Annotated in this window: 14 protein-coding genes; 1 reads left to right on the plus strand and 13 read right to left on the minus strand. The window is 68.5% G+C overall.

Going from position 1 to position 15,302, the window contains the following annotated elements:
* Nucleotides 1–35: 35 nt before the first annotated feature.
* Entirely contained in the window at nucleotides 36–596 is a 561-nt protein-coding gene (locus ACIQFU_RS36695) for a hypothetical protein (RefSeq protein WP_402557548.1), read from the minus strand.
* Between the two features lie 188 nt (nucleotides 597–784).
* On the opposite strand from ACIQFU_RS36695, the gene ACIQFU_RS36700 reads away from it, so the two are divergent.
* Nucleotides 785–1,396, plus strand: a complete 612-nt coding sequence (locus ACIQFU_RS36700; protein WP_402557549.1) for a TetR/AcrR family transcriptional regulator — start codon at nucleotides 785–787, stop codon at nucleotides 1,394–1,396.
* 77 nt (nucleotides 1,397–1,473) lie between these two features.
* Here ACIQFU_RS36700 and ACIQFU_RS36705 read toward each other — a convergent pair whose 3' ends face one another.
* From ACIQFU_RS36705 to ACIQFU_RS36760, 12 genes are all read right to left on the minus strand, one after another.
* The gene (locus ACIQFU_RS36705) at nucleotides 1,474–2,097 is read right to left on the minus strand and encodes a cytochrome b/b6 domain-containing protein (RefSeq protein WP_402557551.1); all 624 of its coding nucleotides are present in this window, start codon (nucleotides 2,095–2,097) and stop codon (nucleotides 1,474–1,476) included.
* A complete protein-coding gene (locus ACIQFU_RS36710) occupies nucleotides 2,081–2,806 on the minus strand; it encodes a molybdopterin-dependent oxidoreductase (RefSeq protein ID WP_402557552.1) in 726 nt (241 codons plus the stop codon). Before ACIQFU_RS36710 ends, ACIQFU_RS36705 begins: the two co-directional genes overlap by 17 nt.
* A gap of 31 nt (nucleotides 2,807–2,837) precedes the next feature.
* Nucleotides 2,838–3,476: a chorismate mutase gene (locus ACIQFU_RS36715; protein ID WP_402557554.1), complete on the minus strand. Its 639-nt coding sequence runs from the start codon at nucleotides 3,474–3,476 to the stop codon at nucleotides 2,838–2,840.
* A gap of 64 nt (nucleotides 3,477–3,540) precedes the next feature.
* A complete protein-coding gene (locus ACIQFU_RS36720; RefSeq protein ID WP_402557555.1) occupies nucleotides 3,541–4,305 on the minus strand; it encodes a 3-hydroxybutyrate dehydrogenase in 765 nt (254 codons plus the stop codon).
* Nucleotides 4,302–5,171, minus strand: coding sequence for a VOC family protein (locus ACIQFU_RS36725; RefSeq protein ID WP_402557557.1), 870 nt, complete (start codon nucleotides 5,169–5,171; stop codon nucleotides 4,302–4,304). The genes ACIQFU_RS36720 and ACIQFU_RS36725 overlap by 4 nt, the downstream gene beginning before the upstream one ends.
* A gap of 7 nt (nucleotides 5,172–5,178) precedes the next feature.
* Nucleotides 5,179–5,997, minus strand: a complete 819-nt coding sequence (locus ACIQFU_RS36730; protein ID WP_402557558.1) for an alpha/beta fold hydrolase — start codon at nucleotides 5,995–5,997, stop codon at nucleotides 5,179–5,181.
* A gap of 198 nt (nucleotides 5,998–6,195) precedes the next feature.
* A complete protein-coding gene (locus ACIQFU_RS36735; protein ID WP_402557560.1) occupies nucleotides 6,196–6,855 on the minus strand; it encodes a TetR/AcrR family transcriptional regulator in 660 nt (219 codons plus the stop codon).
* Nucleotides 6,856–6,892: 37 nt separating this feature from the next.
* Entirely contained in the window at nucleotides 6,893–9,220 is a 2,328-nt protein-coding gene (locus ACIQFU_RS36740) for a hydantoinase B/oxoprolinase family protein (protein WP_402557562.1), read from the minus strand.
* Between the two features lie 11 nt (nucleotides 9,221–9,231).
* Nucleotides 9,232–11,334 carry a hydantoinase/oxoprolinase family protein gene (locus tag ACIQFU_RS36745; RefSeq protein ID WP_134655050.1) on the minus strand — a complete coding sequence of 701 codons (2,103 nt, stop codon included), beginning with the start codon at nucleotides 11,332–11,334 and terminating at the stop codon, nucleotides 9,232–9,234.
* A gap of 18 nt (nucleotides 11,335–11,352) precedes the next feature.
* Nucleotides 11,353–12,984: an FAD-dependent monooxygenase gene (locus tag ACIQFU_RS36750; protein WP_381610649.1), complete on the minus strand. Its 1,632-nt coding sequence runs from the start codon at nucleotides 12,982–12,984 to the stop codon at nucleotides 11,353–11,355.
* Nucleotides 12,981–13,778, minus strand: coding sequence for an alpha/beta fold hydrolase (locus tag ACIQFU_RS36755; protein WP_381610646.1), 798 nt, complete (start codon nucleotides 13,776–13,778; stop codon nucleotides 12,981–12,983). The genes ACIQFU_RS36750 and ACIQFU_RS36755 overlap by 4 nt, the downstream gene beginning before the upstream one ends.
* A 145-nt stretch (nucleotides 13,779–13,923) precedes the next feature.
* Nucleotides 13,924–15,282 (minus strand): MFS transporter, encoded by a 1,359-nt coding sequence (locus ACIQFU_RS36760; RefSeq protein ID WP_402557563.1) that lies wholly within the window; start codon nucleotides 15,280–15,282, stop codon nucleotides 13,924–13,926.
* Between the last annotated feature and the right edge of the window lie 20 nt (nucleotides 15,283–15,302).

Below are 15,302 nucleotides of genomic sequence, written 5' to 3' on the forward strand. Positions count from 1 at the left end.
GATGATGACGACGTCGTAGGTGTGCTTGCTCATGGTCAGGCCTCCTTGGCGGCGCGGCCCAGGCGCAGGGCCGAGATGAGGAAGAAGATGCCGCCCGGGATGGCGTAGCCGACCGCGCTGGCGAGCGAGGGGTCGTCCGCGCCGGCGGAGGCGACGAACGAGGCACCGGCGAGGACGGAGATGCCGCCACTGAGGATCATCGGCCACTGGCCGCCCATCTTGCGGCGAGGAACGGCCACGATCAGCTGGATGAGCCCGGACACGATCGCCCAGGCGCCCCACACGCGCAGCACCGCGGGAATGCCGGACGTGGCGGCGATGCCCACGCTGACGGCCGCGACGAGGCTGACCGCCATGTTGAGGTAGAGCAGGACCGGGGAGCGGGTCTCGCGCGAGGCGTTGGCGTCGACGACGGCCGCGCCCACGTCGAACAGCGGGTACAGGACCAGCAGCACGCCGGCGACCGGGGTGATCTCCTTGGCCATGGTGAACATCACCAGGGCCCAGACGATGGCGAACGCGAACCGGACGAAGTACAGCCTGCGCAGGGCAGATGCCGTCCCGGCGGTGGAGGTCGGCTCAGCGATGGTGGTCACGTTGATCCTTTCGGTGGAATCCGAACGAGGGAGGAGTTCAGGGGTTGCTCTGATCGGCCGTCCGGATAAGGTCGGCCCCGATAATCCCGATGACACTGCCTCAGCGAGACTGAACGTTCTGTTCGCTAAGACTGGCAAGAACGGGACCACTTGTCAAGACCGAACGTTCTACCCGCTACCATGGCACTATGGTGCGCAGCGAATCCCCAAGCCGACCGTCCGAAGCGCGGACCCGGCTGCTCAAGACAGCCAGCCAGGTGTTCTACGCCGAAGGGATCCACTCCGTCGGCGTCGACCGCATCGTCGCTGAGGCGCAGGTGACCCGGGCGACCTTCTACCGTCACTTCCCCAGCAAGGAGACGCTCGTCGTCGCCTACCTGACGGAGGTCGATCGCGCCGCGCGCAGCCAGGTCGACGCCGCCGTGGCCGCGAAGCTACCGGCCGCCGACACCATCCGGGCGCTGAGCGCGTCCATCGCCGAGAACATCCAGTCACCGGGGTTCCGGGGCTGCGCCTTCCTCAACGCCGTCGCCGAGTACCCCGATCCGGATCACCCCGTGCACGTGGCCGTACTGGAACACCGTCAGTGGTTCCTGGACACCGTCATGGAGCTTCTGGGCAGGATTCGGGAGCAGTCCGCCGAACGCGCCGCCCATCACTTCGTGATGATGCGCGACGGCGCGATGGCCGCCGGATGCCTCTTCGACCCGGTACTGGTGTGCGAAACCTTCCTGACGGGCGTCGAGCGGCTCCTCGAGGTCCACTCCACACGCTTCTCCGCCAAGCCGACGGACACCTGAGGCGCCGCCGGTACGGCGCTGCTCCGTGAATCGGCCACGCTCGGCGTGCTGGTACACACGACCGGCCGGGTTCAAGGTCAGGGCCGCCACAACGAGTGCTCCCGCTTCGCCCAGTCCCGTGCGACCGAGCCGGTACGCATGCCCCGGCGGGCCTCCGGGTCTGCCATGGCCATGCCGATGTGACCGGCGAGCACGATACCGAGGGTGAGCGCCAACCAGTCGTGCACGAACGTGGCGCCCGTACGCCACTTCAGCGGGGTGAGGCCGGTGAACCACATCATCAGCCCGGTGCCGAGCATGACGAGCGTGGCACCGGCACTCCAGGCGGCATAGAGCTTCTGCCCCGCGTTGAACTTGTGAGCCGGCCGGGACGACGGCCGTCTGTCCCTGCGCAGCGCCGCGCGCAGCCAGCGGCGGTCGTGCGGTCCGAAGCGGTTGAGCAGGCCCAGGTCGGCTCGTAGAGCGCGGGAACCGAGACCGATCAGGACGGGGACCGGGAGAGCGACTCCGCTCCACTGGTGCACGGCGACCACCAGGGCGCGCCGGCCGACGAGCTGGGCGAACGTGGGGATGTACAGAGAGGCTGCGGTCAGGACACATACGCCCATCAGCAGGGCCGTCGTACGGTGCGCCCAGCGCTCGGCGGGGCTGAAGCGCCGGACATCCGTGGTGGTCTGCTCGGCATCAAGTCGTGGGCTCATCGTCCCGTCCGTTCGAACGGCCCACCCAGCCGTCGATGTCGTAGCCGCGCTTTTCCCAGTAACCGGGCTGGACGTCCTCCGTGACGGTGATGCCGGAGAGCCACTTGGCGGACTTGTAGAAATACATGGGCGCCACGTACAGGCGGACCGGTCCGCCGTGGGAGTGGCCGATGTCCTTGTCCTGCATGCGCAGGGCGATCAGGACGTCCGCGCGACGCGCCTGTTCCAACGTGAGGCTCTCCGAGTAGGCCCCGTCGAAGCAGGTGAAGCGCACCGCTCCCGCCGACGCGTGTACTCCCGCGGCGTCCAGCAGCGCGGACAGGCGGACCCCTTCGAACGGCGTGCCCGGCACCCGCCACCCGGTGACGCACTGGACGTCGCGCACCATACGGGTCTGGGTCATCGCCTTGAGATCGGCGAGCCTGTACGTCGTCGGACGATCGACCAGGCCGTCCACGGTCAATCGGTAGTTTCCGGCATCCTTGCGCGGAACGGACGTGGTGACCGAGTAGTAGCGGAAACCTCCGCCGTTCGGCAGCAGCCCCGTCAGACCCGTCGGATCCAGGTCGGCGGCACCACCGAGGAACGCCTCCATGCCACGTTGCAGCGTGGGCGCGGCCAGCACGCCCAGCGCACCGAGACCGAGTGTGCCGAGGAAGACGCGCCGCCCCACAGGAGCACCGCGTCCCTCGGACGGTTCGGAGTCCACCTGTTCACCTCCCGACGGGTGCGGAACCCGGTCAGCCTCGGCCGGTCGCCTCGGGGAAACGGCACACGGAGTCCGTGGCCACCCTGAGGCCCTGGCGATGGAGTGTGTCCAGCCGTTCCAGCACCGCACCCGACCCGGTGGCCAGGGCGAGCTGTACCGTGCAGGATACGGGCCGGTCGCGCAGTTCCTCCGTGTTCTTGAGCTCCTGGAGCAGCTCCGTGGTCAGCCGGTCGAGCTGCTGGCGGATCTGGCCGAGGTCGGGACGCGTCGTGGGCGCCTCTTCCGGATGAGCGGTCCAGCGGGCGAACAGCCCCTTCTGCACGACCTTGCTCGCGGTGATCTGGTCCCGGAAGAAGGCCGCCGCGATGTCCGGGTCCACTCCGGCGGCAGCGGCCTGCGTCCGTACCTGCTCCAGCACCTGCTCTTCACGTGCCGGGTCCTCGATGGGCGCGTCGGTGCCGAACTTCGAGGCTGCCACGTCGTCGCTCACGTTGAGGCGTTCGATGACGAGATCGGTCAGCGCGCCCAGCTTGCCCAGCGGCCTGGCGGTCCTGTCCACGCTGCTGGAGGCCACCCCGGTGCTCTTGGGGGAAGTCGTGGCCATGGCCTGCGGCACGGCCAGAGCCGTCGTCGCGACGAACAGCGCGGCGACGGTGGCGCAACGGGTCATGCTCTTGCGGGGATTCACTTGTTACCTCGGTTTGGGTTTGTCAGTAAGAAGGAGGTGAGGCGGTTCAGGACGCGCTCCAGCCGCCGTCGAGGGTCAGTTGCGTGCCCGTGATGGACGACGCCTCCGGCGAGCACAGGAACGCGACGGAGCCGGCCACTTCGCGGGGGTCGATCAGACGTTTCACCGCCGCCCGCGTCAGAAGCACCTTCGACACCACCTCGTCGACGCTCATGCCGTGCACTTCGGCCTGGTCGGCCAACTGATTCTCGACCAGGGGGGTGCGAACATAGCCGGGGCACACGCAATTGCTGGTGACCCCCTTGGCCGCTCCCTCCAGCGCGATGACTTTCGAGAGTCCCTGGAGACCGTGCTTGGCGCTGACGTAGGCCGACTTGTACGCACTGGCCCGTATGCCGTGGACGCTGGAGACGTGGATGATCCGCCCCCAGCCGCGCTCGTACATGTACGGGATGACCGCACGGCTCAGCAGGAAGGGGGCTTCCAGCATCAGTCGCAGCATGAAGGCGAACTTCTCGGGCTCGAACTGCTCGACGGGAGAGACATGTTGAACCCCGGCGTTGTTCACCAGGATATCCGCCTCGAGCCGCAGGTCCACCAGGTCGGCGGTCCGGCTCAGGTCGAGCACCAGCGCCTCGCCGCCGATGTGCTGGGCCGTCAGCTCGGCGCCCTCGGCATCGACATCGCACACGACGACGTGTGCCCCGAGGCCCGCGAGTCGTTCGGCCACAGCCGCTCCGATACCACTCGCCGCTCCGGTGACGACGGCCCGCCTCCCGGAGAGGTCGGGGCCCGGGAGTCCGCCGCTCATGACGCGCGGGCGGTGAACGGGTTGGTCTCGGCGTGCCGGTGTCCCCAGACGTCCGAGGTTCCGAAGTCGTGAGGAACCCAGTCGTCGCCGACCTCGATGCCGCCGTATCCGATCTCGAGGTGGAAGCCGCTGGGATTCTTGACGTAGAACGAGATCGCCTTGTCGTTCATGTGCCGGCCGAGGCTGATCGAGACGGGTACCTCGTGGGCCACCGCTCGATCGTGGGCGCGACCGACATCGTCGAGCGATCCGTGCTCGATCTCCAGATGATGGATGCCCGTCGTCTCCGCGTGCGCGAGGGCGATGCTGTGGTGGGTCCGGTTGCAGCGCAGGAAGTAGAGCCCCGGCGCACGGTAGTCGGTCAGCTTGAACTCGAGCACGGACTCGTAGAGTTCGCGAAGCTCGTCGAGTGCGGGACTGGCCAGGACGAGGTGACCGAGACCCGTGACGCCGGGACTGGCGTCGGCCGGGCGGGCCGGGGCGGTCCGTGCCTTGCGCTCACCGACTGCCAGCTCCACACGTATACCCGCAGGGCCGGTGAACCAGCGCAGATGAGTGGCTCCGCGAAGCTCGGCCTCGTCCTCGGCGCCGTCCTGGACCGCGAAGCCGGCGTCGGTCAGCCGCTGGGTGAGCCTGTCGAGTTCGGCGGCTGAATCGACGATCCACCCCAGCTGTCGCGGGCTGTCCTCCTCGGACGGATGAAGCGCGAGACGATACTTGAACTCGTCGAGTTCCAGTAGCGCCACGTCCTCGGTACCGATCTTGTCGAAGGTGGCTCCGACACCCAGCGTTCGACTGAACAGGTCGGTCCAGGCATCGACGTCGGTGACGTCGAGTCCGACATAGCCCAGCTTGCGAACACCCATGGTGGCCTTACTCCTTCGTTGCGGCGGCTGCTGCTCCGCCCCTGAGGAACTCACTGACGATGTGGTTGAACTCGGGGGCCCGCTCGTACTGCACCCAGTGCCGGCAGTTCGGCAGCACCCGGAGCTCCGCGTCGGGAATGCCCCGCAGGATCGTCGGCGCCCAGGTCAGCGGTACGGTCTGATCCTCCCGCCCCCACACCAGCAGCGTGGGCGCTGCCACGCGGGCCAGGTCCGGCGTCAGATCGCCGAAGTTCGGAGGGATCGGCAGCTCCGGATGGGCCTTGAGGCTCGACTCGTACCGCTCGTCGATGAGCGCGTCGGTCGCAAGGGTCTGGTCGTACACCATGAGACGTACGAACTCCGCCATGTCCTCGCGTGAGGGTTTCGCGGCAGCCATGTAGCCGAAGAGCTTCTCAAGCCCGACGGGCCACGAGGGCGCATCCTTCGGGAGGACTCCCCCGGGTGCCATGAGAACGAGCCGGTCCACGCGGTCCGGGCGGGTCATGGCAATCCGCATCGCCACGCCGCCGCCGTAGGAATTGCCGACCAGGTGGGCTCGTTCGATCCCGAGCGCCGTCATCGCGCGCAGCACTCGATCAGCCGCGTGGAAGATCAAGGGTTCATCGGTTACGGGCCGCGGAGAGTCACCCCAGCCCGGCAGATCCACCACGATATTGCGGTAGTCCCCGAAAGCCGCAAGATTCGCACCGAAATTGCTCATTCCGGTAGCACCCGGCCCCGAGCCGTGCAGCCAGACAACAGGACTGCCCGTACCCGACTCCACATACGCAAGTTCCGCGTCCCCGACGTCCACCATGCCGGCCATCCCCACACCTCCGACCCATCTGCTGTATGTAACGCTCACTCTACATCAGTGGCCGGTGAAATCCAATCAGTGATCAGGACCTACCGCATCCACAAGGCCCACAGGGCTCCCGTCCACTCAAAACGCGAACCGCCCCGAGATGACTCGGGGCGGTACCGGTTCCACACCGGTGGGACGCGAGAGGAAACCGCTACATACTCACGCTTCGCCGACGCCGGAAGCCGCGCCGTCCGTCAGGCCGCGCTCACTCGCGAGACCGCGCACCAGGGAGATGAACGAGGCGACGTTCGAGCTGTAGCTCATGCCGTCGAAGCTGTTGGCTACGGACAGCCCGTCCGTCATGGCCCGGCCGACGATGGCGAGCTGCGCCACGAAGGCGTGCTCCTGCTCGCCGCCTCCCGCGGCGAAGACGGGGGTGAGGGCATCCACCCAGGAAGCGTGGGCCGAGTCACGGATGCGGCGCACAGTCGTCCGCACCATCTCGACATCCTTGTGCGGGCCCACGCTGATGGCCAGCAGGAGGCGGAGGTAGTCCGGCCGCTGGTCAAGCGACGCGCACGCCTTGGTGATCCATGCCTCGAAACGCGGGAGCGGATCAAGGTCGTCGAACGAGGACGGGGCCGGGAACTGGGCGTGCGCCTCCTCGAAGGATCGCTCGAGAAGTGCTGCCAGAACGCCGAGTTTGTTTCCGAAGTGGTAGTAGATCGAACTGGCCGGCAGCCCTGACTCCGTACACAGGTCTGAAATGGCCATGCCGTCGTAGCCCCGGCTCGTGACGAGGGTACGTGCCGCGTCGAGGATGACGTCGCGGCTGCTCGGGGTGGCAGCGGACAATGCGGGTTCCCTCACCTTTGCCATAGATCCATGATAAAGCCCGGCACGGTACGCGACGGACTCACGCCCACTTCCGGTAGTCGTCGTAGGGCAGCGGATGGTCGACAGGTACGACGCGGGAGTTGACCGTCGTCAGGCAGCCCGGACAGAACAACTGACGAAAGACCACTTCCCTGTCGACATAGACGGACGGGTCGTGCCAGATGTGCGGACCCGCGTCGGTCGGGGGCGCGTCGCGGCGGGCGAGTGCCGCGACGAACGCGCCGTGCTCGAGCGGTCCGATGGTGGTGCTGCAATGCAGGCACACGACGGTCCTGCCTTCCGGGGTCTCCGTGAAGGCGAGGTTGTCATCGAGCCGGTGGACCCCATCGAGGTCCGGTGTGCCGATGGGCGCAAGCTCCGTGGCGGGCAGACCTGCGCCCGTCGCCCGCCGCTGCCGCAGCCGCCCCCGTGTCTCCTCAGTCGCGGCCACATCCACCGCTCGGGAGTCGTTCTGGAGGACGACACCGTAGACGTCCCTCGCCGCCCCGACCGAGACCCGTGCCTGAAGCACGTCGTCGTGCACGGTCTCTGCCGGACGCAGCAGTGGGTCGCCGTATCCTCCACCCGCCTGCCAGTGCAGATACAGCGCGTCTTCGGGGCCGAGAGTCGATTCACCCTCGCAGGGCAGCACCTCGATGTCTCCGCCGACATCGTCCAGGCCGGCGGGAATCGCCGTCGCCCCCGCGAGCTGCGGCCTGTCGATGCCACGCACCACGAGGTCGAGCTGGGAGTTTCCCGGGTATCCGCCGGCCAGGCCGACATTCTGGTTCGCGACCTTGCCCGTTCCGGAGATGACCAGTGACATCGTCCCGCTCTGGTCCGGGTGCTGCACGTAGCAGACGGAGCCGCTCATCCCGCCCCGCTGCCGGCCGGGCCCGCCGGAGTCGGTCTGCTCACGACGCCACAGGGCGACCAGCGGGTAGAGGTACTCGGTCATCTCGACGTCGGGTGCCCGCGCGGAGGGGATGATGAGCCGGCCGCCGGTGTCGACGCCGTCGTGGTGCACCTGCGCCCCGTAGCCGCCGGCCATGACGTCGAAGATGGGTGACACGAAGCCCTTGCTGCCGCCTCCGCGGACATCGACGCCGGAGACCACGCAGAGATCGGTGGTTCCGTTGCAGATGGACTGGACGTCCTCGCGATGGTCGGGTTCGGCGTCCAGCATCCTGGCGATCACCTCGGCGACCAGGTTGCCCGATCCCCACGCCGGACCGAACGGCCCCTTGCCCACGGCTGCCGGGAACGAGGCGTTGGTGATGGTGTCCTCGTCCGTGATGATCTCGAAGCAGCGCATCAGCCCGCCCGCCGCCCAGGGAATGGTCCCGGCCAGCAGGGGCAGCATCGTGAAGACGATCCCGGCCCGCAGTCCCGGGTAGGGGCAGTTGATGATGCCGGTCTGCCCGGCCGTGCCGCGGAAGTCGAAGACCAGCCGGTCCGCTTCCTTCGTCATCGCGACCTTGATGGCGTGCAGGTCGCGGTCGCCGGTCTGCGACTGCTCCTGGTAACCGACCGCGGTCCAGGTGCCGTCGGGCAGGGTCTTCAGCTTGGCCCGCAGACGGCTTTCGGCGTCGTCCATCATCCGCCGCATGACGGCCTTGACGGTGTCGGCACCGTACTTGTCGATGAGCCGGAGGATCTGGTCCGCCGCGTTCTTGTTGGCGGCGATCTTGGCACGCAGGTCGAGCCCCACCATGTGCGGCAGCCTCGACCTACGGACCCAGGCATCGGCCACGTCGCGCTGGAGCACGCCGTCCCGGACCACCTTCATGGGCGGTGTGGGCACCGCCTCGCCGAACACGTCCTGGGCCGAGGGGCTGAAGGAGCCCGGCCGCGGACCGCCGAGGTCGACCTGGTGGGCGATGGCCGTCGTCCAGCCGAACAGCTTGCCGTCGTGGAAGATCGGGGCGAGCACCGCGGCGTCGTTCTGGTGCAGCCCGCCGCCGATCCACGGGTCGTTGCAGAGGAACATGTCGCCCTCGGCGATGCCGGGGTTGTCGCTGCGGTTGCGCAGTGTCCAGACGATGGCCAGGTCCATGGAGCCGATGAGGCCCACGTTGTAGGCGCCGACCTGGACCTGCTCACCGAGCTCGTCGCAGATGGAGAAGTTGAAGTCGTTGGACTCGGTGACGACGTGCGAGCCCGACATCCGCCGCAGGGTCTCCCCCATCTCCTGGGTGATGGCCCACAGGCGGTGCCGAACGACCTCGTACGTCAGCGCGTTGACCTGGCCGGCCTGTTCGTCGTCGATCTGGTGCAGCGGCAGCGTGGCCGGGATCTGCCGGAGCAGTTCCTCGCGTGGAACGGGCCGGCTGGTGAACTCGTCCGCTCCGGGAATCTTCGATGCCATGGAAGGTGTCCTCACTGGTAGCTGAGCACGAGGTTGCCGAGACGGTCGACGCGACCGGTGACCCCGGCGGGAACCACCACCACGGTGGTCGGGACGTCGACGATCGCCGGTCCAGTGATCTCGTGACCGGCACGCAGCCGGGCGTAGTCGTAGACGGGGGTGGGCACGAAGCCGGTCTGGGAGTCGAGGCAGACGCCCCGCGTGTCGAGCAGCGCCTCGGCGGGATCGGGGCCGTCGGCCTGCGCGACGTCCGGCAGAATGACCGGGAAGTCGAGGCTGGCCTTGGCCCGCGCGCGGTAGGTGATCGCTTGTACACCCGCTTCGCGGTAGCCGGCCCCCGACCCGTTGATGCGCTCGTACTGTTCCTCGAAGCGCTCAAGGATCTCGTCACCGGTGCGTTCGGTGAATCCGCCGTCCGGGAGGGTGGTCGCAAGCTCGTTGACCTGCATCGAGTAGCGGAGGTCGACCTCGCGCTGCATGGTCACGTCCTGGAACTTGACCTTCTGGCGGTCGAGCGCGCGCTGCAGATCGGCTTCGAGCCGGGCGTAGTGGGACTCCAGCACGGTGTGCTCGACCGGGAAGGAGGAGGGGTCGGAGAGCTCGGCGCTCAGTACGACGTCCGAGGCCGCGAGCCCGTAGGCCGAGAAGGCGGAGGCGACGGGACCGAGGGGGACGACCACCTCGCTCACGCCCAGGTCGTGGCAGTACCCGGCGCAGTGGGCCGGGCCGGCACCGCCGAAGGCGTAGGCGACGAAGTCGCGGGGGTCGTAGCCTGCCTGGACGACGGCCCGGCGCAGGAGGTCTCCCGCCTGTGCGTTCTGCACCTCGTGGATGGCGATGGCGGCTTCTTCGACGGTGAGACCCAGGGGTTCGGCGACGTGCTCACGGATCGCCTCGCGTGCCAGGTCCATCCTGAGAGGCTTCCTGCCGCCCAGCAGCCCGTGGGGGCTGAGGATGCCGAGAACCAGGTTGGCGTCGGTGTTGGTGGGGCGGGTGCCTCCGTTGCCGTAGCAGGCGGGACCGGGGACGGCCTCGGCACTCTGCGGACCCAGCCGCAGATTGCCGCCGTCGTCCACGGAGGCGAGGGCCCCGCCGCCGGAGCCGATCGTGTGCACTCGGATGGTCGCCGCGTTGATCGGATACTGGTTGACGATGGAACCCGGCGCCATGACCGGTTCCCCGTCGACGATGAGGCCCGCCAGGAAGGTCGTTCCGCCGACGTCGGTGGTGATGACATTGCGGTGTCCGAGTTGTTCGGCCATCCGCATGCCGCCGATGACTCCGCCGGACAGAACGGAACCGACCGTGGTGATGGCGTGCTCCGGTGCGCGGTCGGCCGTGATGGTCCCTCCCTCGCTCTGCATCACCAGCAGCGGTCCCCTGAGCCCGTTCTCCTCCAGCTGCCTCTGCAGTGGAGTCAGGTACATGCGCAGCCGCGGCCCGATCTGGGCGTTCATGATCGTCGTGGAGGTCCGCGAGAACTCCCGGATGCGTGGGCTGACCTCCGACGAGAGGGTCACGTACATGTCCGGGGCGATCTCATGGATCAGCTCGCGGACGCGCTCCTCGTGGGCCGCGTTCTTGAAGGACCACAGCAGGCAGACGGCGATCGCCTCGACCCCCTGGTCCACGAGGGACCGCGCGACCTCGCGCACCTCGTCCTCGTCGAGGGGGACCAGCACCTTGCCCGCGTGGTCGATCCGCTCGGTGACCTCCAACGCCCGGTGCTTGGGAATCAGCGGAGTGGGCTTGCGCTGGCGGAGCGTGTCCTGCACCTCGTGGGCGGCCCTCCCGAGGGTGCGCCCCTCGGCGTTCATGATGTAGATCGCGTCGCGGTGACCCTTGGTGGCGATGAGGCCGACGTCGGCCACCGTCCCCTGGACCAGAGCGTTGATCGACGCGGTCGTGCCGTGGGCGATGTAGTCGGTCTGCGCGAGCAGCTCACCGACGCCGATGCCCAGTTCACCGGCGATGTCCTCGATCGCCCGCATGACGCCGACCTCGCGATGGGGCGGGGTCGTCGGTGTCTTGGCCGAGACGATGCGGCCGGCACCGTCCGAGGCGACGGCGTCGGTGAACGTGCCGCCCACGTCGATGCCCAGTGCGTATGACATGTGCCTTCTCCCGGTCTTCTACTGCTCGTGGGCGGCGGGGCGCCCGGTGACTGTGTGCAGGAGCTCCCCGGGGGAGGCGTGCGCCTCCCCCATCCAGGCCACGTGCTGGTCGGGGCGTACGAGGAGCAGTGCGGCGGGGTAGCGGTCGGGCCACCGCGCGGGCAGGTCGACCACGTCGAGGGGGATGCCCCGCTCGCGCGCCGCATCGGTCCAGGCACCCACGTCGACGCCGTCGTCGGTGCGCAACAGGGTGAAGTCGGGCCCGAGCGCGTCCAGCACCGACCGGTCGTCGTCGAGCCAGGCGTGCGGCAGGCGGAAACCCGCCTGGGCGCGCTCCTGGAATCCCTTCATGTCGATCGCGGCCTGCTGTTCGCCGCCGACCACCAGCGGTGAGTCCGCGTAGTGGTATCCGAAGCTGAAGCCGTCGGGCGAGTACCGGTGCGGCTCCGTCGTCGCGAGTCGCGCGGCGAACTCCGCGCGGGCCCTCTCGCCGTCCGGGCCGGGAAGGTGGATGTCCGGCGACACGTCCGCGAAGGACGCGCGCGCGGCCGAGCCCACGGCGCCCGCGAACTGCTCCCCCACCGGTTTGCGTTCCTTCTCGTACGCGTTCAGCAGTTCCGGGGGTGCCCACCCGTGGTGGACCGCCGCCAGCATCCAGCCCAGCGTCACGGCGTCCTGGATGCCGGCGTTCATACCGAACCCCCCCACGGGGATCCAGATGTGTGCCGCGTCTCCCGCGAGGAATACCCGGCCGTCGTGGTACCGGTCGGCCACCATCTGACGACCGGTCCACCGCACCAGGCCGAGGACCTCGTGCTCGACCTCCGCGCCCACGGCCTCCCGCAGCAACTGCTCCGGGTCCTCCTGGTCGGTGTCGTGATCGGGCGGGAAGGCGACGTGGTTGAGCCACAGCTCGTCGCCGTCGATGGCGATCATGGACGCGAGCCGCCGGTTGTGGGTCCAGGTCGTCCAGGCCGGGTCGCGCGCGATGATGCGGCCCAGCTCGGGGGACCGTACGAAGGTCGAGACGAACTTCTGGATCGCGTCGACGCCGGAGTAACGGATCCCGAGCTGACGGCGGACCGTGCTGTGTGCGCCGTCGCAGCCGACCACGTAGGCGCACCGCAGGACGCTGGTGGTGCCGTCGCGGTCCACAACGGCCTCGACATGATCCTCGTGCTGGCGCAGCTCCACCAGCCGCACCCCGCGTTCGATCTCCAGCCCGGGAAGGGTATTCGCGTGCCGTTCCAGGACGGGTTCGAGGAACAGTTGCGAGATCCTGTGCTGAGGCTCCGGCGTGGGCCACTCCTCCTTGCCGACACCGGCCAGCACGTCACCGGCCGAGAGCATGTCCATGCGGAAGATCTCTTCGCCGAGCAGTGTCGTGCGGTACTGGATGGAGGGCGGGTAGTCCTCCGGAAGTCCGGCCCGCCGGACTTCGCCGGCCAGCCCGAGCCGCCGGAAGATCTCCATGGACCGGGCGGACGTGGTGTTGCACCGAGGATTGACGGTCCGCTGTTCGGTCGCCTCCACGACACGGCAGGCCACACCGCGGCGGGCGAGGTCGATGGCGAGGGTCAGACCCGCGGGTCCTGCCCCGACGACAAGGACGTCGATGCGGTCCTCTTTCCTGATGCTTGGCTGCTTCACGCGCTCAGAAACTCCTCTACCAGGGCGCAGAACTCGTCCGGCCGATCGACATGGATCCAGTGCCCGGCTCCCGCCACCACCTTGAGGTGCCCGTGGGGAAGGGCATCGGCCAGGCGCTCGGAGACGCCGACCGCCGAGACCCGGTCGCACGCTCCGTGCAGGGCCAGGACCGGGGTACGGACCATCGAGAGGTCGACGGGGGACGGTCCGTCGGCGACGTCCGTGAACATGGACCGGAAGGCCGCTTCGGCACCGGGGCGAAGGGCCTGCTCAAGCCGGAGCGGCGTGAGGGAGCCGAGGAGTTCCGCGTGGGCGGCCTCGTCCGCGACCAGCCGGCTGAGCGCGGCCCTCATGGACTGCTCGGTCGGCCGGTCGTAGAAGGGAACGGCGGGGGGCAGTGGTCCGGTTCCCGCGCCGCCCATGAGGACCGCGCGCTCGACCCGGTCGGGCGCCTCGGCCATGAGAGCCAGGGCGGCGGCTCCGCCCGCGGCCGAGTTGCCGAGGACGTGCACACTCTCGAGGCCCTCGCGGTCGAGGAGACGCAGGACCTGACGGGCCCGTGCTTGTGCCCAGGCCCGTGGGCCCTGGAGCGGGCCGTCGCCCGCCTCACCGGCTGCGATCTGTGTGCCGAAGCCGAGCAGGTCGGGAGCGAAGTACCGGAACCCGGCCGCGAGCCTGGTGCGCACCGTGGCCCAGTTGCTCGTGGCGTCTACGCCCGGCCCACCGCCGTGGAGCAGAACGAGGGCGGGTTTCCGTCCGGTCCCCGCACCCGACGGGGCCGCATCCTGCGACATGGCCGACACTCGACCGCCTCCTGTACTGATCGTACGTTACACGTATTGCGCTTCCGGCCACTGGTTCCCCTGCATTCGCCGGCCGGCACGGCTCTATCTACGGTTCAACCGCGGAGAGGCAGGGAATTCGCTTCCGTCGGCTCATTTATGCGACAGCGCCTTTGGGAGCTTCGGTCGCGGCCGGTGCAGGCCTTGCATCCACACTGGCCGCCTGTGCTCCGCGCAGCAGGAAAATCGTCGCCGCGGCGCCGACGAGAGCCGGAACGGCAAAGATCCGGAACATTGACTCCGGAGCCCATCCGCTCTCCAGCAGGAAACCGGCGAGCAGTGGGGCCAATACGGCACCGAGCCTGCTCACGGCCACGGCGATGCCGAGCGCGGTCGCACGGGCATGGGCCGGGTACAGCGTCGGGATGATGACGTTGAGTCCCGACACCGAGCCGTTGAGGAGGAAGCCGACGAAGACCGCGACGACGAGCGCGGCGCCCAGAGACCCGAGCGTCACCGAGAAGAGCACCAGCGCAACTGCGGAGACGAGGAAGTACGCGGCAGTGAGCCGATGGGACTCGATGCGAGACAGCAACAAGCCCAGCGAGATGACACCCACGACTCCGCCGAGGCTGAAGAGTACGCCACCGCTGAGGCCCTGCTGGCTGGACATGCCCGCCTCCAGCAGCAGCGTGGGCGTCCACGAACTCGCGAAGTAGAACACGGTCATCGCCGTGGTGAAAGCGACCCAGACCAGCACCGTACGGAGGGCGTTGCCTCCACGGAACAGGGCATCGACCGCCATTCCCCGCGACGACCCGGTCTCCTGCTCTGGCAGCTCGTCGACCTGCGGGTGTCCGATGGAGAGGAGAATCCGGTTGAGCCTGGCCAGCGCGCCCTCGGGTCGGCGGGAGACGAGGTAGTCCATGGACTCGGGCAGGAAGCGCAGTCCGAGTGCGAAGAGGACCGCCGTGGCGATGCCTCCGAACAGGAAGACCGCACGCCAGCCGAACGGACCCAGCAGAAGACTGGTCGTGATGCCGGCGATGACCGCGCCCAAGCCGTAGCCCGTCGTGATCAGCGCTACGACCAGTCCTCTGCGCTTGTTGTTCGCGTACTCGGAGGCGAGTACGGGAAGACTGGCCGCCATCACACCCACCGCCGCGCCGGTCACCAGCCGGGCGGCGAGGAGTTGGCCGAAGTCCTGGGACACGGACGCCGCCAGCATCCCCAGCGCGCCCATGGCCAGCCCCCCGAGGGTCAGCCGGCGGCGGCCGACACGGTCGGCGAGAGGAGCGAGGAAGAGTGCTCCGAAAGCCATACCCGCCAGCCCACTGCTGAGCAGAACGCCCAGCTGCGACGGGGACAGGCCCCATTCACGAGAGATCGCGGGACCTACGAAAGAGGTAGCCAGGAGGTCGAACCCGTCCAGCAGGTTCATCCCGAGGCACAACACGACTGCCTGAATCTGTGCGCGACTCATGGGCGCGCTTTTGACCTGCTCGACAATGCTCATGGAAACCTCGCCTCGTTGCG

Origin of the sequence: Streptomyces sp. NPDC093065, from assembly GCF_044754585.1 — a bacterium.
Taxonomy (GTDB): Bacteria; Actinomycetota; Actinomycetes; order Streptomycetales; family Streptomycetaceae; genus Streptomyces.

Excerpts from the sequence above, each read along its gene's own strand:
- ACIQFU_RS36700 (WP_402557549.1), top strand. The coding sequence starts at position 785 with ATGGTGCGCAGCGAATCCCCAAGCCGACCGTCCGAAGCGCGGACCCGG.
- ACIQFU_RS36705 (WP_402557551.1), bottom strand. The coding sequence starts at position 2,097 with ATGAGCCCACGACTTGATGCCGAGCAGACCACCACGGATGTCCGGCGC.
- ACIQFU_RS36715 (WP_402557554.1), bottom strand. The coding sequence starts at position 3,476 with ATGACCCGTTGCGCCACCGTCGCCGCGCTGTTCGTCGCGACGACGGCT.
- ACIQFU_RS36720 (WP_402557555.1), bottom strand. The coding sequence starts at position 4,305 with ATGAGCGGCGGACTCCCGGGCCCCGACCTCTCCGGGAGGCGGGCCGTC.
- ACIQFU_RS36725 (WP_402557557.1), bottom strand. The coding sequence starts at position 5,171 with ATGGGTGTTCGCAAGCTGGGCTATGTCGGACTCGACGTCACCGACGTC.
- ACIQFU_RS36730 (WP_402557558.1), bottom strand. The coding sequence starts at position 5,997 with ATGGCCGGCATGGTGGACGTCGGGGACGCGGAACTTGCGTATGTGGAG.
- ACIQFU_RS36735 (WP_402557560.1), bottom strand. The coding sequence starts at position 6,855 with ATGGCAAAGGTGAGGGAACCCGCATTGTCCGCTGCCACCCCGAGCAGC.
- ACIQFU_RS36740 (WP_402557562.1), bottom strand. The coding sequence starts at position 9,220 with ATGGCATCGAAGATTCCCGGAGCGGACGAGTTCACCAGCCGGCCCGTT.
- ACIQFU_RS36745 (WP_134655050.1), bottom strand. The coding sequence starts at position 11,334 with ATGTCATACGCACTGGGCATCGACGTGGGCGGCACGTTCACCGACGCC.
- ACIQFU_RS36755 (WP_381610646.1), bottom strand. The coding sequence starts at position 13,778 with ATGTCGCAGGATGCGGCCCCGTCGGGTGCGGGGACCGGACGGAAACCC.
- ACIQFU_RS36760 (WP_402557563.1), bottom strand. The coding sequence starts at position 15,282 with ATGAGCATTGTCGAGCAGGTCAAAAGCGCGCCCATGAGTCGCGCACAG.